Below are 19,562 nucleotides of genomic sequence, written 5' to 3' on the forward strand. Positions count from 1 at the left end.
AACTCCGGCGGGAACGCTTTGGGCATGGTGGACATCCTTCCAGCGAGGAGCGCATCCTCACAGGTCAGGAGTCAACCGAACCGGGGGCAGTCCCAACGTCGCTTTCGCTGTGAGTGGGTGGGTGCCGGTGCGTGGCTGGTCCTGAGGACGTGGCGGCGGTGTTGCCGCAGGAACCGTGGTCGGCGGCGCTGAGGTCGTCGGCGCGGGGATTCTGCTCGATGACGGCGGGGCACTGGTTGTGGCCGTCGGCGCCGCCGGAGAAGCCGGAGAGGCAACGGTCGAGGTTGGCGGCGCGGGAGCAGCAGAGGCCACCGGCTGCACCAGCCCGGCGACGAGGATGAAGACCGCGAACAAGCCTGCGCGAGAAGCGAAAGACGGTTGCACAGCGGACCTCCTGGCCAAGCGTCGGACGACAGCAACCCCCAATGTCGTCCACGTCAACACCCGCGTTACGCAATCCAGATTTATTCAACAAATCCTCGATCGTCAGGCATTTTCGACCATGCAACACTTTTCGATCCGGTTGGAAATTGAGAACCTTTGACCTCGCTTGCCATTCCCTGCCGAAAACGCAGGCAGCACTCCCAGGCGCCGTCAAGTCACCACAGTTGCCCACTTCAGACGCTTCTCCTGCATCCAGAGACGCGAATCAGGGAGTCAATGAGCCAAATTGTCCGATAAACTATTTTTGCCTGATTTGTGAACTGAGGTCTGGTTCATCACCTGCGCCGACGGACGCAGCCTGCCTCGGATACCGTTGACGCACTCGCTCCCCGCGCTGATGCGGCTCCTTCCACAGGGGCGTGCCGAGCGGTCAGCAAGTAAGGACGATCAGGCCGCGGTGGTCGCGCCGTCTGGAAGGTCTTCGGCTTCGGCGGCGATCAGCACCCGCCGTCAGAGCGAGTTTCAGATGACGCCAGGGCCTTCGAGGTAGCCGGCGAGCCGGACCCGCATCCGGCGCCGCCCGACGAAGACCACGCATCGCGTCCGGAAAGTGTCCGTCATGATCACGGATCTATCGGTCCAGAGCGCTCTCGGGGTCCCAAGGCCGTCGGTGATCGATCACGATGGTTGGTCGCCAGCCAGATCTTTGGCCTCGACAGCTTCGGCGACTTGCTTCATGTGGACCTCGTAGCGTCGACGGGCTTCGGCGTACCGGCGCTCCCACTCCTCGCGCTGCGTGTCGAAACCTTCCCTCTACTCCCCAGCTTCTGCGGCGGCGAATGGTGGCCCACCGACGGACAGTCCTACCTCTTCGACCCCGGGCAGATGCGGATCATCCGCTACCGCTGCCGAGGCACGAAGACCCCGACACCGTGGACCGCCACGAACTGAGGACCCACCGGCTGGCCGGCTGGGGCTTGTGGAGAGCCCGGTGCTCAGTAATGGGCACGCCGGGTTCGGCGGGCGGTCCGAGGAAACGGGCCAGTCGAAAGGCTGGCACCGCGCCTCGGGCCGACCCAACAGAGCCGAGGGCAAGAAACACAACGCCGCCCTCATCTGCCTTGCCCGCCGCCGCTGCGACGTCCTCTACGCCATGCTCCGCAACGGCACCCACTACCGCCACCCCGACCCCACTCCGACCCCAGCCGCGGCTTGACAACCACATAGGGACACCCCCGAGGCTCAGGACGTGGGCGACCAGGACTCATGTCGTGGTTGTCTTTCGCAGCCGTCACCGGCCGCGCAGGTGCCGCATGAGGTGCAGATGAACGAGGGTGGCTCTTCCGGTCGGGGTTGCCGGCACGGTTCGGCTAGGAGTTCGTTGCCGAATCGGTGATCAAGTTCGTCGCCGTGCCCGCCGGGTCGGAGTTGTTCGGAGCGAGTGGCGAGCACGGGGTAGCGGCCGCCGCATGTGCCGCAGCTGCGTAGTCCCCATTCGATTTTGCAGTTGGGACAGACGGCCCAGAACGTGTCGCGGTCTCGCGCCTGAAACTGGCGGTACGGGATGGGCTTGCGGCATACCAGGCAGTGGGCGAATGCGGTGATGTCGTCGCGTAGTTCGTTCAGGGTTGGTGTGATCTGCGCGGTGGGGTCGTCGTGGCGTACCGTCCGCGGTGCACCTTCTGCGTGTTTGCGGATTGTGGCGATAGTGCTTGCCCAGGCCGTGGTGTCCGGTGGTTGAGTCGCGCGCAGCTGTCCGTTGCGGTGGTCCAGCCAACCTGTGGCCAATGCTTGGCCGAGCTGTGCCGGAGTCGCGTGACTGGGTGGGTAGGTGCGCAACCAAGAACCGTCGATGTGCCAGCGCAGCGCACGGGCGACCCGTTCGATGCTGTCCAGTTCCGCAGGGCTGATCGGCACCAGGCCCGGGGACCCAATTGTCACGTGTGCGCGTGCCCGGAGATCGGCGGGCAGTTGGTCTCGTTCCTCTTGGCTTCCCGGGTAGAGCACCAATGTCGGTACCGTCGATCGGCTTGCGGCACTCTCCACCGTCGTGACGCATCGGCGTACTTCGTCGGCCGAGTCGGCGGTCAGCGCGTGTGCCAGTGGCACGATCCGAAGTAGTGGTACGGCGTCTCTGCTGAGAGTGAATGTGGCGTCCGAGTTCCAGCACAGTGTGTGATCACCGGCTGGGTGGCCGGTCAGAGTAAGTGAGGCGTCGGGCATGGCGCGTTGCCCGGCAACGCCATGCAGTCCGACGAACTCGCCGGCCAGCAGCGTGACGAGCAGCACGTAGCGTTCGAATGCCCGGCACAGATGCTGGTGGTAGGCGGCCCAGTCGAGGTCAGTGGAGTTGAGCGAGGCGATCCATTCGTCCCACAGTTCGCGGACTTGGCGGTATCGGTGGTCGTTGGTGAACAGGTTGGTGGGGCGTAGCTCGGGCGGCACGGCGCCGCCGGTCAGTTGTCTCACCACCGGAGAACCCAGCAGTGCGGTCAGTTCCTGATCGAGGTCAGTGAGGAGCCGCAGCAGCTTGGTGGCCTTGTCGTGTAGCGGTGCGGGCTCGGAGAACATGCTGTCCAGGAGTTCGGCAAGACGGTAGGCATTGCGCCATGACGGCCGCTGGCCGAACTGTTGGCCGTGGTCGGTGACTCTCTTGATGTGGGCGTCCAGCTTTGCCGCGGCGTCCAGCCGGGTTCGGACGCTGGACAGCAGATTCTGCACGAGGCGGGCGGTGACACGGTTCTCGTACCGGTCGATGTCGTCTTCCGGTCGGCTGCCGAGGATCCGGGCGGGCCGGACACCGGTCAGGGTCCGCGACTCCCAGTGCTCGCTGTGCTGGGACAGGTGGCGTACGGCTTGTGGTGCGATCCGGCGAGCTCTCGCCACCGACATCAACTCGTCAACGAGGACGAGTCGGTCGGCGGGGTCCCAGCAGACCGACTGAAGGTGAGGCATATCGTCGTTTGCCCGCTGTTCCACTGGTTGGATGTCCAGCTTGTCGCCGATGTCCTCGATCAATGGCGGGACTCCGGTCCACGTGACGACGTCATCGCCCCGTTCGGCCAGCCGCTGCGCGACTTCCAGTACACCAGAGGCGATGACCTCGTTCGTCGGTGAGTCGGCGATGAACGTGCCGGTGGCCACGCCGATCTCCGGTTGCCGGATGCTCCATCGGCTGTCGGTGCTCGGCACGAGGTAGTCGCCGAGGTCCGCCGGGCGGTCGTTGAGATAAACCGGACTGTCAGCGTTCGTCAGTATTAACTGTCCGATGAGGTACTGGAAGGAGACTGGCTCCACGCTTGCGGCCGATAGACGGTCTATCCATTGTGGCCTGTTCATCAGCGCTTTTGTTTCTCGTCTTCGAGTAGGGCGAGGCTCTGCCCAGGCTCACCGTTCAGCTCGGCTTCCTGCCAGGTCCGGCGGATCACTTTTTCCATACTGGATAGATGGTTGTGACGGATCTGGTAGCGACCGCGCACCTTTCGCAGCAGTTTTGTGGCCAGTACGTGGTCTGCGGCCTCCTCCACCGTGCCGCCGGCCCCGCGGACGACTGCTGTGTAGGTGCGGGTCTGCTCTTCGATCCGTGGGCCCCATCCGATGCCGCACAGTCGCTGCAGTTCCGGTCGTAGGTCGCTGTTGAGCAAGTCCTCCACGATCCGGTCGCCGTCGTCCTTGTGGATGTTCTTGGCTCGGTCGAACGCGGCGGTGAGCGCGTCGATGGACAACGGCGTGCGCGCCGGCAGTGCCTCTGCGTCCAGAGTTGTGCGGGTGGCTGGTAGTTCCAGCAGGTACGCGCGGTCGTAGGTCTTGTCGGCAAAGGTGAGCGTTGTCTCGTCGTTGTTCGCGGTACCGATGAACCAGACGTTGTCCGGGAGGGCGATACCGGTGCCACCGACGAGCCCGTCGAGCGGTTGACCGACCGGCGCCGGCAGGAGTTCGATCGGTTTTCCGTCCGGGTTTTCCAGTTTGGACAGCAGATCGGCGAAGTAGTACTCGACGTGGGACAGGTTCATCTCGTCCAGCACGACGAAGAACGGACGAGTCGCGTGCGCCGGACGGCCTGCCTTGTAGAGAGCTTTGAGGAACTTCGTCTCATGGAAGGTGCGCTCGAACGTGTTGTAGTAGCCAAAGAGGTCGTGCCTGTCCCGCCATCCGGCCTGAACCTCCACGAGCTCATGGCCGGCCCCGATGGCTGTGGCGAACGCTCGGGGGAGGCTGGTCTTGCCGGTGCCGCTGATGCCTTCCAGCAGGTGGAGGTGGCTGGTGGCGAGTCCGGCCAGGAAGCTGCGTATGTCGCGGGCGCGGTAGTGTAGCGGCTGTTCGGCGTGTGCCATCCGGCTCTGCACATGGAGCACCAGATCGGCCAGGTCCGGTGGGTCCGCGGCCAGCCGGGGTGGAACGCGCATAGCGGGGCTGTCGTGCAGATTGGAGAGGCCTGGGAAGGGGTTGGCCTGGTTCTTGCGGTCGGTGAGTTGGGCGTAGCGGTCCTCCAGGTCGCGTACCTGGGCCTGATAGCCGGTGATGATCAGTCGGTACGAATTCTCGGCGTCGCGCAGTCGTTCCAGGTCTGCGACACCGAGTTTGATGTTGCCGATCTCGGCCTCCAGCCGACCGTTCGCGTACCGCAGTTCCGCCAGCTGTGTCTCGCAGCCGCGGTGAGCATCGGCGATTTCCTGCAGCCGCCGCACAGCCTCAGCGTTCGGCCGTTCCGCCAGTTCCTGACGTAGCCTCCGGTTGTCGTCCTCCGCTAGGCGTAGGCGTTGTGCCGCTTCCAGCGGGCCGAGTCCGTCGAGAGCAGCGGACTCCCGCTCGCGGGCGACCAGTTCCTGGCGGATCCGGTCAGCCTCCTGGTTGGCGACTTCGAGCAGATCCTGGGTTGTGGCCAGTTGCCGCCGGAACTCCTCCACCTGTCGTCCGGCGATCGCCTGGACCTGTGCGTCGAGAGTGGCGTGTGCGGCGTTGAGGTTCTCTGTCTCGACCTGGAGTTGGCCTGCCTCAGCACGCAACCGGCCGCGTTGCTTGGCGAGGTCGCTGGATTCCTTGGCCAAGTCGCGTTCGCGGGTGTCGAGTTCGGCGCTGCGTTCTTTCTGTTCGCGATCCAGCCGTTCGCGGGCCTGCTTTCGTTCCTCATTCTGCTTGGCCGCGAACGCTTCCCAGGCGATGCTGATCTCGCTGTTGATCCGCTCCAGTTCGCGGCGCTGTTCGGCGACGACCTGCTCCTGCTGTTTGCGGAACCCCGCCTCGGCGGCCAGCTCGCGGGCGGCGATGTCCTGCTCTCGTGCGTCCAGGTCTTCGGTGGTCGCCTTGAGCGTGGCCAGCTGTTCATTCAAATCGCTCTGCAGTTGCCGCGCTTCCGCGGAGCGTTGGTCCGCTGACTCGCGCGCTTCGGTGGCTCGTTTGACTTCCTGTTCGGCGTTGGTTTGGCGCCGGCCGGCCAGGTCGGCGGCTCGGTCGTAGATCGCCTTGCTCTTTCGTGCCTCGGTGATAGCGTGTCGCAACTCGTCCACCGATGCGTCCGCTGGCTCCGGGATGTCCGGCAGTTCGACCCCTTCGACCTCCGCTACCGAGGTGGCCTGCGCGCCTAACTCCGCAGCCTCCTGCAGTGGATTCTGCGCTGGTGGAGGGGTCTTCCGGTTAGCGCGAGTGGTTTTCTGGCCTTGATTCTGCTTGGTTCGGCGGTTGTTGGGGGTCATGGAGCGCTTGTTCCTTCTTTCACCGGGGTGGACAGGTTGAGTAGGAATGGCAACAGCGACAGGATCGCCTCGCGGACCCACTCGACCTCGTCCTGAGCCAAGTCCTTGATGCGTTCGTGTGCGGTCGGGTTGCGTAGGCGAGCTGTCGTGATGAGCGTGTCGATCAGGTCAGGCCGATGCCTGGCCGCCCTGGCCAGCGGATGGTCGGTTCGGTTGCGAGTGGCCAGCACGAGAACCGGCAGGCTGGGTTGGAAGTCAGCCCTCGCGGGTTTTCGTGCGGCATTGACGACTTGGGAGAAGTTCCCGTTGACGAGTCGGTCCAGGTCGCTGGTGCTAGTAATGCCAACGATCTTCGCTTGATCGACGACGAGCCTGCGCACCTCCCTCTTGCGACGCTCAACCAGGTTTGGTGGTCTGAGATTGAGCTTTTCCAGGTCATCGTCGGCTACCGGGTACCGGCTCAGCAACTCGCGAAACACGACTTCGAAGGCTCGGAGTGCGTCGCGCGCCGCGGTCTCGAACTCGGTGCCGCCTGACCCGTTCTTGCCGAGCCGGTAGCTGGTTTCCATGTCGACCAGCAGCTTGTGGACCTCTTCGTGTTCGCGGATCTGCAGGGTGAGCTCGAGATCCAGCCAGTCCGCAGCATCCCGGCTCACCTCGGCTCTCGCCTGCTGGGCCGCCTCAATCCGGGCCGATTCCCGTCGCCCGACGAGGTTGTCGATCACCGCACGTAGCCTCTCGTCTTCCTCCCGGCGGGCCAAGATGAGGCGACGGAGCATGGTGCTCGGACCCGACCCGAGCGGGTCGCGCGCCTGCCAGGGAATAGACTTGTCCTTGGCTCGCCAGTCGACGAACAGATATGTGGCCAGCCACACCGGCTCGGGTTGGGCGTCGATGAATGAGACACGCCGGATCGTGCGGTCTCCAGGTACGCCGAAATCGGCAGGCTCCCGGTCAGGCAGCTTGAACCGGCGTACCGCTTGGAGCACGTCGATCGCCTCGGGCTTGCGCGGCTGGGCGTCCGCGGGTGGCTGGACGGCCATGCACTTGAACTCCATCTGATCACCGGCGTCGCCGCGCACGAGCGCTGGTTGTCCGCGTCGCCAAACCACCTCCCCGGGATACAGCCGGTCGGTGGCCGACGGCCACAACTGTCGGGTGAAAGGGTCCTGGAAGACGTAGACGACGACGCTGTCGAGCGGGTCCAGTTCACCGGTGGCCAACGCGTCGAGCCCGTTGCGGGTCGGTTCGCGTGTCTCGGTGAGGTAGCCGTAGAGCTGGAGCTGTTCCAGCACGTACTCACATAGGTCCGGTTCGAGGCACAATCGCTCACCCAACAACTCCGGCCGTCGCACACCCGCGCGACACAGCCGGAGAATCGCTCGCTGGAACACGTCCATCCGCGTTTGACCGACCACTGGCGCGTGCACCCGGAACTGCCACGCCGGCCACAGCAACCATCGACGGTGGCCGCGGGGCGCGTCGTCCACCAGATCCAGCACAAGGCGGTCAGGGCTGGACCATGTTGCCGTCATGACACATCTCCAGAAACTCAGTGAGCGGGGTGACCTCGGGTGGCGCTGCTGGTCGGCGGAACATGCCGGCGTCGCCGACCCCGATAAGTAGCCGTCGGGCCCGGCTGAGGGCGACGCACAGTCGATTGCGTGAGGTGAGGTGCCCATAGTGAAGTCGTGCTTGCAGCCGTCGGGGCCGATCCGGGCCTGTGCTGCGTACGACAGACAGCAGCACGACGTCGAACTCACTGCCCTGGAACGCGTCGACCGTGCCAACGCGGAGCCGCTCGCGACCGTCGGGGGTCTGAGCCAGGTCCGGCACAGGTACGAACTCGCCGTGCGTTTCGTTCGCAAGGTTCAGCAGCGCGAGTTGTTCCCAGATCTCGTGGACCTGCGCGGCGTAGAACGTGATCACACCGAATGTCAAGTGCGGCGCCTGACCGGCCAGTTCCTTGATCTCCCGGGCAATCCGGCTTGCCTCGGCGGTTCGTGCGCGACTGGTGCCGACCTTGGAGTCGGCCCCGTCGTCGGCTCCGACGTCCAGCCACGCCGCGGCACGGTCACCGTACTTCGCCAGTCCGTGCCGGCGCTGGGCCGCGGTCACCCCGTTCTCAATGCGCGGCCCATCGGTCTCGTAGAACAGCCGGCTGACGAGGTTGCCCAGGTCGGGATGCATTCGGAACTGCTTGTTCAGCCGGACGACTCGATCCTCGATGCTCGGGTCCTTGGCCCGTGCTTTCCCAAGTAGCGTGTAGAGCCGCTGGAACAGACTCGTGCGGAGCAGCGTCAACCAGTCTTCGTCGTGCTGTTCTCCTGAGGTCCGGTTGAGCTGGCTGAGCTGGTCCTCGAGCTTCTTCTCCAGGATGTGCGGCAGTTGTGCGTGATCGCCCACCAGCACGATCCGTCGCCGCGCGAGGCTCAATGGGATCATCAGGTCCAGCGGGTTCACCCGGGCTGCCTCATCGACGATCACCGTGTCGAAGACCAAGCCATCCCGCATGACATCGCGCATGAGGGCAGAATCGACCTGCTGGCAGGTGGATGCCCGTACCGAGCTGTACTCGATCAGCGAACGCTCCACCAGGTAGGGGTCGTTCTCCAACTCGTCGAGATACTCAGACACGGCGACATGGGCGCCGTCGGCCGACTCCCGCACGGTGGTCATCGCTTCGGCCACGACCTCCTCGAGCAACTCGCGCACCGATGGATCAGCCGCGGGCACCGCGACCGGCCCAGACTCGCCAACCAGCTGGTCAAGCAGGTCATCGCGCAGTGCGCGCAACCGGCCCAGCAGGTCCGCGTCCGCTGAACCATCCGATGCCGCAGCCAGATCCGCCTTTCCGGCCACGGGGAGAGACAGCCAGTCGGGTAGCCCGCGAAGCAACGCCGCCGCTCGGGCCGGTCCGTCATCGGCATGTCCCTCAGCCGTGCAACGCAAGCCGCTGACCAGCCGACGCACCGGGCCGACCATGCTCAGATCTCTGGTCTGCCGTACTTCCATCGTGGTGCGGAGTCCGTCGCGGGCCTGGATCACCCGTTGCCGCAGCGCCAGTGGGATCATCCCGATCGCTAGCTGGTCCACTTCGGAGAGCAACGTCACGGTTCCGGTCACGGTGGGCGGCGACGTGATATACCCGATCACCAGGTCCTCGAGTTCCCGGACCCGTGTCCAGGCCTGGCTTTCCGGTGGCATGGTCGAGCGCAGTGCGGCGATCGTGTCGTGCCGCCACTGCTCGGCGACTTCCGCCGGCCGGTTCCTCTCCCGTGAGTCGATGCGGCTGGGGGGCAGTCCGCGAATCCGGATCTTGCGCACCACGTTGTCCACCGCGTTGTGCTGAAAGCTGGTCAGCAAGCTGTCGCCGACTGTCTCGACCGATTCGCCGATCTCGGACAGCCGTTGCTGGAGCGCGGCGATCAGCTGCGTTTTGCCGGTGCCGGGTGGCCCCTGGATCAACGCGATGTCTGGCGTGTTGAGGGCTATTTTCAACGCTTCGCGCTGGCTGTCGGTGGGCTCGTCGTCGAACAGGTGTCTAGCTGCCGCGCTCAGTCCTTTGTGCTTCGGTCCGTGTCTGCGCGGCGGGGGGACGATTCCTTGGAGTAGCAGGTCCAGATCTTCCATCTCCGATTGACCGCTGGCGATCCGGTCGCGGGCGCGGCGGCGCCGGTCGATCTGCGCCTCGTCCCCGCGGTAGGCCCGGTACAGGTAGCCCTGCACCGGCGGACGGCGCTCGTCGTCACGGCCTTTCTGCGGGGCCAGGTCAACGGTCATAGCCTCCGTGTCGATCCCTCGGGGGACACCGGTCAGGTCGAACCCGGCACGGCGGCGCCCGCGCGCCCGAACCGTTTTGTGCACGTCGTCTTGGCCGAACGTGGGTGGGTCAGCCGCCGCTACCAACTCCAGACCATCGCCGTCGCGCTGAATGCGGGCCAACCGCAGGAACTCCCGGGCCTCGTCGGTCAGCTCGACCTGGAATCGCCAACTTCCGTCGGCATTGACCGATCGCGCGGTGTACCAGACGGTGCCCAATTCCTTGGCGCGGCCAAGCACATAGTCATGTTCCAATTCGTTGTAGTGCTGCCACAGGTCCAGATACGAGCGGCTCCGTTCGCGTATTTGGACCAACTGCGCGGTGATCTCTGCGTCCAGCCGGGCGGCGCGGCGCGCGTTGGCGAACTCGACCGGCGCGGTGAGCAGAACCGTCGACCCATGCGGGGCGTTGGGCCTGCGGCGGGTGAGCCGTTCGGCGAAGAGCGTCCCGTCCTCGCGGCGCCGCACATCCAACGTGTACCGCCGACCGTGGAGCGACAAACTGTTGTCTGCCGATCCGGAGACGACCAGCCGTGTGTTGCTGGCCGACGTGAGGGGTGGCATCAGGAACTCTGTCCGCAGCCATTGGAGCGGATCTCTGAGCGACCAGTCGGGCGTACCCACCGCGCGGCGGGTGACATCGTCCTGAATCTTGTCGTCCACCGCGATGTCCACCCGGTCCTGGCTGACCCAGTGCTGTGCTTCGTCGAAGACGTGGATGTGGATCGACACATACAGGCCGCTGCGCGGCACGTCAGCGACCCAACAGAGTAGGGCCCGCTCCCGGCCCAGCAGATCATCCAGCAGTGCCCGGTCGAGCATGCGCCGCCCGCGTACCGGTCCGTCCCATGCCTGGCAGGTCAGCCACGGTTCGTCGGGTCTGGATTGCCGCAACACGACCTCGGCGTGCTGCGAGATACCGCGCATGTCCGGCCGGCCGACGGGAGTCAACTCGACTTCGTACTCACGCCCGTGCGCGAGCTCTGCTATGTCCATCGCTCACGCCTCCGAGTCAGTGCTGCCAGCCGTGCACGTCGAACACGACCAGGCGATGTGGCGCATTGAGACGATCGGTCAGGTGCAGCAGCCAGGTGGCCGACCCCGGCCGGACGGTGACCGGCAACTGCTCACGCGGAACGACCCGCTTGCGGTTCCGCCCGTCCTGGGAGACCAGATGAAACGGGACCGTGCCCGGGTTGTGCACCATCAAGCGCTCCTTGCCGTCCCAGCGCGCCGCCGCGACCGGCTCGAACGGATCCCCTTGCGGCACCAGGCGGCCAGTGCGAGTGCTGATCGACGCCCATCGATCCTGCTCCACCACCACGAGGTCGCGGGTATCGGCTAAGGCGAGTTCGGTCTCGCCGTTCTCCGAACTGAAGTCACGCCGCCGCAGCTGAACGAACACCCGTCCCACCACGACCGGCGACGCTGCGGTCCCGCACCAAGGGCACATTGGCCGGTCGACGTAGAAAGTGTGCTGACAGCTCGAGCAACTCCGTGTCGCGTCCGCTGCCCGCGCCAATGCGGCGTACCAGGCCGACATCCCCGGCCGAGCGCGCGGCGTACGCAACCCGTCCTCGAACGTCTCCTGGAACAGCTCTCGCAAGCTGCGGGTGAGTACCCACTCGCGGGAGATCCCATAACTGAGCCGGTTGCTGTCATCCGTGGTGTGATCCACCCACGGCAACTGGAACGCCATCGCTTCCCGGCCCAGCACGGTCTCGTCGTCATCATGGACCTGATCACCCGTGAACGGGTGCAGGCTGACGAGCACCTCGAACGCCAGGACCGCGAACGCGAAGGCATCCGACAACGTGCTCAGCCTGGTCGACGAGGACGCCAACTCCGGCGCGCCGTAACCGGGAGTGCCGCCGATGTCCCGGGCGGCGTCGGCCGTCACGGCCAGGTTGTCGGTGTCAATGAGCCACAGATGATCTCGGTCGGTCCGGCCCGAGATCACGATATTGGTCGGCGACGGGTCGCCGTACACGATGCCCCGCCCGTGCAGGCTGGCCAACACCCACGCCAACCTGGTCAACACGCGAAGCCGGCGAGCCAACCCGCCGCCCTGGAGATACCAGCCGGAAATATCGACATCCGCCGGTGCGCGACCCACCTGCGCCAGCGGCACCACCGATTCGAGCAACTCCATGACATACCCGACGTGCGGCTCGACCAGATGCGCCACCGGCCGAGACAGCGGCAGGCCGTCCAGCGGCAGCCGGCTGACCGCCCGTAACCGGGACTTCAGTTCCTCGGCCACCTCGGGCCGCCACCGCATGCTGTTGACCACCTTGACCGCCAGCCGGCTGTCCCGCACCCGGTACACCCGACCCTGCCCACCCTGACCGATATCCGCTGGCTCCAGAGCCAACGCACGACCGTGGTCATCGCGGACCACCAACTCCGGCGCTCCTCCCGCCGCGGTCACAGTAGGTCCGCCAACTGCTCAGGATCGAACGGTGGCACCTCGATACCACCAGCCATCCGTGTGGTGACCGTCCGCGTCGCGAACTCGAAAAACTGAGTGATCCGCCCCGCGTCCTCCGCGTTCACCACCGGATATGCCGGATCCGCCACGAACGCCGCCAGCACAGCGCGAGCCTCGTCCGTCACGTCCGGTCCGATCGACACAGCCAGCCGCAACGCTCGCCCACCACGCCGGGAGGTGAGAAGCCGATCCAACGCCCCCTCCCACGCATCACTGCGCCGCCCGTCCGGTCCCGTCGGAAACCCGTCCGAACACAAAATCAGACACGGACGTGAAGCCCGACGCGGAATGGAATCTTCGTCCTCGAGCAGTGCCCGGACCACATCAAACGCCTGATCCATCGGCGTTACCCCAGACGCCGTCATATCAGTCCATCGTGCCTCCGCAGCCGGCGTCGGGCGCAAATGAACCTCTGCGGTGGAACCACCGAACGTCACGACGCTCACCAGAATCTGGCCAGCACGCTCCTCAGCGAATGCCCGGAACATCGCCGCGATGCACGAGTTGAGCACGTCGATCTTGCCCCACTCACCCATACTGCTGCTCACATCGGCCAAGACCACAACGGGCAACGGCCTGGCTGCAGGCGAACGCGGACGTTGGGCCGCAGGTCCAGGAACAGGACCATCCATCAACTCATTCCTCCCTAACCCCACAACAAAGCCGACCAGGATAGCGCATGTCGAACGCCGTGGCCAACCGGGACAACATGCCAGTGGACGAGTGGACATTTGACACAAGCCACCACCCTGCGACACGTCTGACGTGGTCTTGGCGTTCATGGGCGTCATCTCCCGGGATCTCGCCAGCGGCGGCTCGTGCAGCGACCTCACCTCACCTTCCACACGCCGGCACAAAAAAGACACAACATGGTCGGGACCATGACGCGGCTCGCCGTCATCTGCGAACGTCGATGCCGAGTAGAACGAGGGCACGGGGCGCGGCGGCGTCCGCCTCCTGCACCAGCACATACCCCGCCAACTCCCCAGCGCGAGTGCACAGCATATCCACAGATATCCCCGGCGATGGCCTTGTCGGTACAAGATTCCAGATCTGTACGCCTGCCGGTCGAAGGAACCAGTTCAAGGTCACCGGCATGCGTTTCTCCTGCACCGCAACGGAGCCCTTTCAACCTTTCAACTCGGACGTTGTCAGCCGGTCAGCGCGTGTCGGTAGCCGATGGACCATACGCGAACCAAACGCGGACCATACGTTAGTGGCCTGGCATCAGTGGTCTGGAGTTGCCCCGGTGAGGCGGACACGGGGTTTCAGGCAGCCAGGGCCCGGCGGGTCGGCCTCGCCGGGCACGGCGCCCTCCTCGACTACGAGCACGGCCGCCGAATCCCGCTGGAAGACCTCGTGACAGCGCTGGAAAAGGTGCTCGACATCGACGACGGCTCCCTGGTCGAACTCCGTGCGACAGCGCTCGCCGAACGCGCGCGGCACGAATCAGCCGCTCTCCTTAACTCTCCCGACACGGTTGAGGTCGCCGGAGAGTCGGCTCGGACCACCCACCACCGTCGTCGGACGGTCATGGCGGGCGCGGTGTTCGCGCTGGTCGCCCTCGCCGCCGGGCTGCTCATCTGGCGATCCGCCGGGGCGCCGACCGCCGCCCCGGCACGCATGGCTTCGAAAGCGAAGCCGTCCGCTGGTGGATCCTCTACGGCGCTCAAGTCGCGCACGTGGAGACCACCACGAGCCTCGCCGACGAAGGCACGCACTCCCTCCTGGTCACCGTGACCGGCGCCTCGGCCGCGAAGGGATATTCGGCCGTCGGTATCTCACACGACGTCGATTCGATCAAGCCAAGAACCCGGGTGAGCGCACACATCTGGGTCCCGGGCCCGGAACGCGGTGGCATCAGCTTCCTCGTGCACGATTCACACGGCCGGAACCACTGGTCAGTGGAGAACCAACCGGGCGGCGACCAGCAGACGGAGACCCCCTTGCCCGACCACGCAGGCTGGACGCCCTTCACCTGGACCGTCCCGGCCGTCGACCAGGTGACCACGATCGGGATCCAGATCTGGACCGAAACCGACCAGCCCCTCCTCATCGGAATCGACGCCGTCACCTGGTAAGTCCGCTCCGCAATCCGGCGGACCTGGCCGCCGGCCCCAGTCTCGGCGACCTGCCCGCAGCCACGTTGAACCTCAAGCGCTGTGACATCAACACGACAAGGTCTCTCCTGGCGGCAAGCGGGTGGCAGCGGCCGCACCGACCAGGAACGGAACCAGGCCGAACACCCCGCGAACGGCTCACCCACGAGAACGCGGCCTGTGAACGCCCGACGACAGCCGCCACGACGGCCCCGCGCCAACAGGGGCACAACGGGGATTCCCTCGCTCGTGGGTCCGCATCCGTCCATCCGTCCGGTGTCCTCACCGAGCCTGGCAGGGAGAATCGCACGACGTGATCGGGGTCAGCCAAGCTACGGCAGACGAGGCCGGACCGTCCGGCACGCTCGACGACCCACCCACAGCTCACCCCGTCGCCATCTCAACAATCAGTCTCGCCCTCGACGATGCGGACCTTCCCGCCGCCCCGGCGCTCGCTACCGACCTCTGGGCGGCGGATCCGATCGCGGCTGCTCTTGGCCTTCGCGCCCTCCTCGATGAGCTGCTCCGGTCCGGCCGGTGCGAGGCGCGTGATCTCGACGCGTGGGCGAAGGGCACCTGTCTGCATGGGCCATAAACGCCCAAGCGTGTGACAGCCGGATAGCGCGGGCTGAGCGAGCGCGGGCTGGACGACCGTCTGCGACACGTCGACGCCCACGTCGCCTCCCTGATCTCCGCGACTGGTGTCCCGGAGGTCGAGCGACCGCCGATGAACGAGGTGGTCGTGCAGGGTCTGGCCGAAGCAGCCCGGGCCCGGCTGTGCGGCGACCTCGACGAGGCCGACGGCCTCTACCAGGTGGCCGCCGACCTGGCCGGCCTTCCCACCCGGAGCAGAGCCCGTGCACTCGGGCGTGACCGCACGAAGCCTGGAGCCGCGACTTTCCGTGTACCGCGTGTGCGGGTCATGTCACGGTGCCGTCGTCGGGACGGCCGGCGGAGCCGCCGCGCCAGGCGCTTCTCGGTGGCCAGGATCAGCTCGGCCGTGGCCCGCGCGCCACGGTGCGCGTGCTCGTCCAGAAAGCTGGTGTAGGTGTCCGCGGTCAGCACGATGCTGCGTGCCCAAGCAGAGCCTGGACGAACTTGAGGTCATCGCCAGCCCCAAGCACCAGGCTGACCGCGCCGTGACGCAGATCGTGCGCCGAACCGGCGGCAATCCAGAGGCGGTATTGAGCCTGCGGAACAGCTTGGTGAACCGGTCCGGGCAACGGGCCGGTCCCCGTAGCCCAACGGCCGCGCCGGCGAGTGCAGCTGTTGTGAGCCCGCGCTGCAACCAAGATCGGCAACATGGGGCGGCGCGACGTCGGCTTCGCCGGGCTCCGCGCCGCGTTCATGGGAGGACGCCCCTGACAGTCAGGCGTTTCGGCCCCGGGTCAGTAGTGCCCAGAGCAGTACGACGACGGCAGCGATCGTGCCCACGTGGAAGATCCACTCGATGACCAGCAGGTCGGCCGGCTGCATCCCGTTGTGCACGTGGAGGGCACCGTGCGGCATCCACGACGCAAGCAGCCATACGGTGGCCAGCCACGCGGTACGGCTGCGAGCGGCGGTGCCGGCATCGAACCAGCGGCGGCCGGTGAGCAGAATTGCCAGACCGGCACCGAAGGCCACCTTCTCGATCATGCGCTCGGCGATGAGACCGCCCAGGACCGCTCCCGACGGCGCCGGACCATCCGGTGTGGGTGCCCAGAACCCGCCGAACAGTCCCGTGGGCTGAACAGCACCGCCACGGCAGTACCCGCGACCGCGATCGCGGTGAAACGGCGTAGCCCCGCTGCCCGCAGACCCGAGGCCGCGACGTTGCCGATCATCGGAGGGACCGCTGTTCGAGGACGTCGTGGATCTGCGGGGTGCCGTGGCCCACGAGCACGGCCCGCGACTGCGGTGTCCGCCAGATCTTCGCCAGCACCTCGAGGAACGCTCCCGCTTCGTCCCGGGTCGTGAAGTCGAGGTCGACGGAGACCTGGCTCGGGTCGTCCACGTTTCGCGCGACGCGGTAGGCCGGCACTCCGCCCTCCTGGCGGACGTGGCCGAACTTGTCGAATGCGGCCTTCCACTGCTCGTAGTCGTCGACCTTGTTGTCGATGCGCAGGGTGTCCATGGGTCCTCCATAAGATTGTTGGTGTTCAGGACGGGTTGTCCTGGATGCCCAGGGCGATGGGGTGTGGCTGATCGGTCCTTGCCTTGTGTGGTGGCTTCTGAGGAGTGGCCGCCCTGTCGTTCTGGACGCCCTGGCCGCTGATTGAGATCTGCGCTTGGTCGCTGTTTATGGAGATGCCGGCGGGTCGTCCACGGGGTGCAGCTGCGAAGACAGGAGGATCGGGCCGGATGGCCGTGGGCAAGGTGTGGGTCGGGATCGATGTCGGGAAAGGTTTCCATCACGCCTGCGCGGTGGATGCAGCCGGGAAGGTCGTGTTCTCGCGGAAGGTGGCCAATGGACAGGCCGCGATCAAGCAGCTGATCACCCGGACCACCGCGAAAGCCACCGATGGGGTGGTGTGGGCGGTGGACATGACCTCCGGCGCCGCAGGGCTGTTGATCACGTTGCTGCTGGCCACGGGCCAGCCAGTCGTGTCGGTGCCGGGCCGGCTGGTCAACCGGATGGCCGGCGCGTTCGCCGGTGAAGGCAAAACCGACGCGCGTGACGCCCGCACCATCGCCGAAACCGCCCGGATGCGCACTGATCTGACCCCGATCACCAGCACCGAGGAGGTCGTGGCCGACCTGCAGGTGCTCACCGCGCGCCGGGAGGATCTGATGGCCGACTGGGTGCGCGGGGTCAATCGGATCCGTGAGCTGCTCGCGAGTATTTTTCCCGCGCTGGAGCGGGCGTTCGACTACTCCACACGTTCCGCGCTGATCCTGCTCACCGGGTTCCAAACCCCAGACGGCATCCGCGCTGACGAAGCAGCCGGCCTGTCGGCCTATCTGGCCGAACACGGTGCCTGGGCCAAGAGCATTCCGTCCATCGTGGACAAAGCCCTCGCGGCCGCCGATGAGCAAACCGTTGCTCTGCCGGGTGAAGCGGTGACCGCGCCGTTGATTGCGCGGCTGGCCCGGCAGCTGCTCGACTTGGACCGGGAGAGCAAAGACCTCGGCAAACAGATCGCCGGCCGGTTCAGTGAGCACCCGGACGCCGGGCACATCACCAGCCTCGACGGGTTCGGTCCCATCCTCGGGGCCCAGTTGCTGGCCGGCACCGGCGGCGACCTGCAGGCAGCCTTCCGCAGCTCCGCGCACCTGGCCGCCTACGCCGGTCTCGCGCCGGTGCCCCGTGACTCGGGACGGGTGCGCGGCAACCTGCACCGCCCGCAGCGCTACCACCGCGGTCTGCGGCGGGTGTTCTACCTGGCCGCCCTGTCGGCGATCAAACGCCCCGACAGCCCATCCCAAACCTTCTACCAGCGCAAACGCCGCGAGGGGAAGCGGCACACCCAAGCCCTCATCGCCCTGGCCCGCCGCCTGGTCGACGTCATCTGGGCCCTGCTGCGCGACGGCCGCGAGTTCCATCCCTCACCACCAGTCACGGCCGCAGCCGCTACTTGACACAGTCATTGAGACTCCTCGGGCCGGAAATTCCGCTGCGTCGAGCCGCGGCCGCCGCGTCCACGGATCCCAGGTGTGCTCGCTGCGGCAGCCGCGACCTGCGGTGTCGCCGCGCACAGCACCAGGTTGCATAGGAGCCGATCAGATTCCTCAGCAGGTCAACCCGCATCGGACAAGCACCACTGCTCCGAGTCAGATGTGCCGAACCCCGGAGGCCGCTGAACGCGGCTTATCGATCATCTCTTCGACTCACCCGCCGCTGAACCCGTTCGCGGATGCTGTTCCCGATCCACGGTCAGTTCAGGGAGTGCCTCATCTGCAAGGCCCGCGGCTGTCTCCGCCACACGGAACATGTGCCCACACCGTCTTGCCACTGCCGGCGTCCTGGCAAATACCCCATGCCGCAGCCAGACGGTCGACCACCCGCAGACCACGTCTAGCCAATTCCGATCGTTGCGTCCGCGTTGAAGCGACATGAAGCGAATTCACACTCTATCGTGCGGCCCAACGCGCAGGACGACGCTCTTCGACCGCGTAAGCAGCGCGAGCGCGGTCAGCCCGTCACGGCGCCGGCTCGGCGAGCGTGAGAACACAGCCCCGCTGACCGCGATGATCATCGCAATGCCCATACATGCCGGCAGCAGTAGCAAGAGAAGAGCCACCCGCCCCTCCAACGACTCGAGTTCCTTCTGCGTGAACTCCACGGTAAGGGCCAGCTAGCAGAGTATCTGTCGTCAAGTTACTACCATAGGGCGTAGACTTGCGCCCGTGCGAATCGGCTATGGCAACGGCGGTTGGGTGCGGGTGGACGGCATCGGACTGCCCGGCCAGGTGTACGCGCGCTTCGCGCAAGGCACCGACCGCAGGTGGCGTATCACTGAGCTCTACGTCGATGGCGAAGGCGAGCCTCTGCCGCTGGCAGCGATCCGGCAGCTGCCCATCGATGCTCTGGAGGCAGCCATGCTTGAAGGGCCGGAATCCGTGGAGAGCCGCTCCAACGTGGCCGGGCCAGACCTCCACCGGCTGGCGGCGCATTACGCAACGACCTGGGGATCAGGCACGTACAGCGGCCGACACTGCAGCAGTTGTGGAGGCCCGGTCCGGGGCAGAGCGCACGAGGGTCCCGAAAAATCGTTGAGCAATTGGGTCGCGGAAAGCTGGTTCGCGCAATTCGCGGAGTCAGGTGTCCGCCAGGCCTCCATGCCTCAAGCACCAGAGCCTCCCGCTGCCGAGGCCGACGACTTCCCTGTGCTCGACCCGCCACAGGGCAGCCGAATCACCGACGACTTTCTGGTCCGGATCCGCAGCGCCTACGCGCTTTGCCTGAGACGGGGCCTGCCGCCCGCGCCGACGATCGCCGAGCTGACGGCCGTTTCACCGCGGACCGTCCACAAGTGGGTCTACACCGCTCGGGCCCGCGGCATCATGCCGCCAGGGCAGCGGGGGCGGGCCGGGTGAATTCGGCTTTATGGCACCTCGGGGCAGCCTGGAGGAACAGCAGCCATTGCCGCC

14 protein-coding genes and 1 pseudogene are annotated in these 19,562 nt (G+C 66.2%); 6 read left to right on the forward strand and 9 right to left on the reverse strand.

Annotated elements, in window-relative coordinates:
* Window positions 1-175 precede the first annotated feature (175 nt).
* The 3 genes and pseudogenes from ACWEVN_RS15755 to ACWEVN_RS15765 all read left to right on the forward strand — a co-directional run.
* Window positions 176-544: a hypothetical protein gene (locus ACWEVN_RS15755; protein WP_452051701.1), complete on the forward strand. Its 369-nt coding sequence runs from the start codon at window positions 176-178 to the stop codon at window positions 542-544.
* A 527-nt stretch (window positions 545-1,071) separates the two neighbouring features.
* A complete protein-coding gene (locus ACWEVN_RS15760) occupies window positions 1,072-1,335 on the forward strand; it encodes a hypothetical protein (RefSeq protein WP_452051702.1) in 264 nt (87 codons plus the stop codon).
* Between the two features lie 133 nt (window positions 1,336-1,468).
* A pseudogene (locus ACWEVN_RS15765) lies at window positions 1,469-1,600 on the forward strand (IS110 family transposase); the annotation flags it as partial.
* Between the two features lie 26 nt (window positions 1,601-1,626).
* Here ACWEVN_RS15765 and ACWEVN_RS15770 read toward each other — a convergent pair.
* Genes ACWEVN_RS15770 through ACWEVN_RS15795 form a run of 6 tightly spaced genes read right to left on the reverse strand, consistent with a single transcriptional unit; the run spans window position 1,627 to window position 12,926 of the window.
* A complete protein-coding gene (locus tag ACWEVN_RS15770) occupies window positions 1,627-3,681 on the reverse strand; it encodes a hypothetical protein (RefSeq protein ID WP_452051703.1) in 2,055 nt (684 codons plus the stop codon).
* Between the two features lie 41 nt (window positions 3,682-3,722).
* Entirely contained in the window at window positions 3,723-6,077 is a 2,355-nt protein-coding gene (locus ACWEVN_RS15775; RefSeq protein ID WP_452051704.1) for a hypothetical protein, read from the reverse strand.
* A complete protein-coding gene (locus ACWEVN_RS15780) occupies window positions 6,074-7,612 on the reverse strand; it encodes a hypothetical protein (protein WP_452051705.1) in 1,539 nt (512 codons plus the stop codon). The genes ACWEVN_RS15775 and ACWEVN_RS15780 overlap by 4 nt, the downstream gene beginning before the upstream one ends.
* Entirely contained in the window at window positions 7,587-10,895 is a 3,309-nt protein-coding gene (locus ACWEVN_RS15785; protein ID WP_452051706.1) for a DEAD/DEAH box helicase, read from the reverse strand. The genes ACWEVN_RS15780 and ACWEVN_RS15785 overlap by 26 nt, the downstream gene beginning before the upstream one ends.
* Before the next feature lie 16 nt (window positions 10,896-10,911).
* Window positions 10,912-12,300 carry a protein kinase domain-containing protein gene (locus ACWEVN_RS15790; protein ID WP_452051707.1) on the reverse strand — a complete coding sequence of 463 codons (1,389 nt, stop codon included), beginning with the start codon at window positions 12,298-12,300 and terminating at the stop codon, window positions 10,912-10,914.
* 26 nt (window positions 12,301-12,326) lie between these two features.
* Window positions 12,327-12,926, reverse strand: coding sequence for a vWA domain-containing protein (locus tag ACWEVN_RS15795; RefSeq protein WP_452051708.1), 600 nt, complete (start codon window positions 12,924-12,926; stop codon window positions 12,327-12,329).
* Window positions 12,927-14,072: 1,146 nt separating this feature from the next.
* Between ACWEVN_RS15795 and ACWEVN_RS15800 the strand changes: the two genes are divergently transcribed.
* Window positions 14,073-14,471 carry a hypothetical protein gene (locus ACWEVN_RS15800; RefSeq protein WP_452051709.1) on the forward strand — a complete coding sequence of 133 codons (399 nt, stop codon included), beginning with the start codon at window positions 14,073-14,075 and terminating at the stop codon, window positions 14,469-14,471.
* A gap of 418 nt (window positions 14,472-14,889) precedes the next feature.
* On the opposite strand, the gene ACWEVN_RS15805 is transcribed toward ACWEVN_RS15800, so the two are convergent.
* The 3 genes from ACWEVN_RS15805 to ACWEVN_RS15815 all read right to left on the reverse strand — a co-directional run bounded on the left by ACWEVN_RS15805 (window position 14,890) and on the right by ACWEVN_RS15815 (window position 16,605).
* Entirely contained in the window at window positions 14,890-15,165 is a 276-nt protein-coding gene (locus ACWEVN_RS15805) for a hypothetical protein (protein ID WP_452051710.1), read from the reverse strand.
* Between the two features lie 692 nt (window positions 15,166-15,857).
* Complete coding sequence (locus ACWEVN_RS15810; protein WP_452051711.1) at window positions 15,858-16,127, reverse strand: hypothetical protein; 270 nt, start codon at window positions 16,125-16,127, stop codon at window positions 15,858-15,860.
* Between the two features lie 184 nt (window positions 16,128-16,311).
* Window positions 16,312-16,605, reverse strand: coding sequence for a hypothetical protein (locus tag ACWEVN_RS15815; RefSeq protein ID WP_452051712.1), 294 nt, complete (start codon window positions 16,603-16,605; stop codon window positions 16,312-16,314).
* Between the two features lie 227 nt (window positions 16,606-16,832).
* Between ACWEVN_RS15815 and ACWEVN_RS15820 the strand changes: the two genes are divergently transcribed.
* Both ACWEVN_RS15820 and ACWEVN_RS15825 read left to right on the forward strand, forming a co-directional pair.
* A complete protein-coding gene (locus ACWEVN_RS15820) occupies window positions 16,833-18,050 on the forward strand; it encodes an IS110 family transposase (RefSeq protein ID WP_452051713.1) in 1,218 nt (405 codons plus the stop codon).
* A gap of 768 nt (window positions 18,051-18,818) precedes the next feature.
* On the forward strand, window positions 18,819-19,508 hold the full coding sequence (locus ACWEVN_RS15825) for a hypothetical protein (RefSeq protein ID WP_452051714.1): 690 nt from the start codon (window positions 18,819-18,821) through the stop codon (window positions 19,506-19,508).
* The last annotated feature ends 54 nt before the right edge of the window (window positions 19,509-19,562 follow it).

This window comes from Amycolatopsis sp. NPDC003861 (assembly GCF_053605405.1).

Excerpts from the sequence above, each read along its gene's own strand:
- ACWEVN_RS15775 (WP_452051704.1), bottom strand. The coding sequence starts at position 6,077 with ATGACCCCCAACAACCGCCGAACCAAGCAGAATCAAGGCCAGAAAACC.
- ACWEVN_RS15815 (WP_452051712.1), bottom strand. The coding sequence starts at position 16,605 with ATGGACACCCTGCGCATCGACAACAAGGTCGACGACTACGAGCAGTGG.
- ACWEVN_RS15810 (WP_452051711.1), bottom strand. The coding sequence starts at position 16,127 with ATGATCGAGAAGGTGGCCTTCGGTGCCGGTCTGGCAATTCTGCTCACC.
- ACWEVN_RS15780 (WP_452051705.1), bottom strand. The coding sequence starts at position 7,612 with ATGACGGCAACATGGTCCAGCCCTGACCGCCTTGTGCTGGATCTGGTG.
- ACWEVN_RS15795 (WP_452051708.1), bottom strand. The coding sequence starts at position 12,926 with ATGGGTGAGTGGGGCAAGATCGACGTGCTCAACTCGTGCATCGCGGCG.
- ACWEVN_RS15820 (WP_452051713.1), top strand. The coding sequence starts at position 16,833 with ATGGCCGTGGGCAAGGTGTGGGTCGGGATCGATGTCGGGAAAGGTTTC.
- ACWEVN_RS15785 (WP_452051706.1), bottom strand. The coding sequence starts at position 10,895 with ATGGACATAGCAGAGCTCGCGCACGGGCGTGAGTACGAAGTCGAGTTG.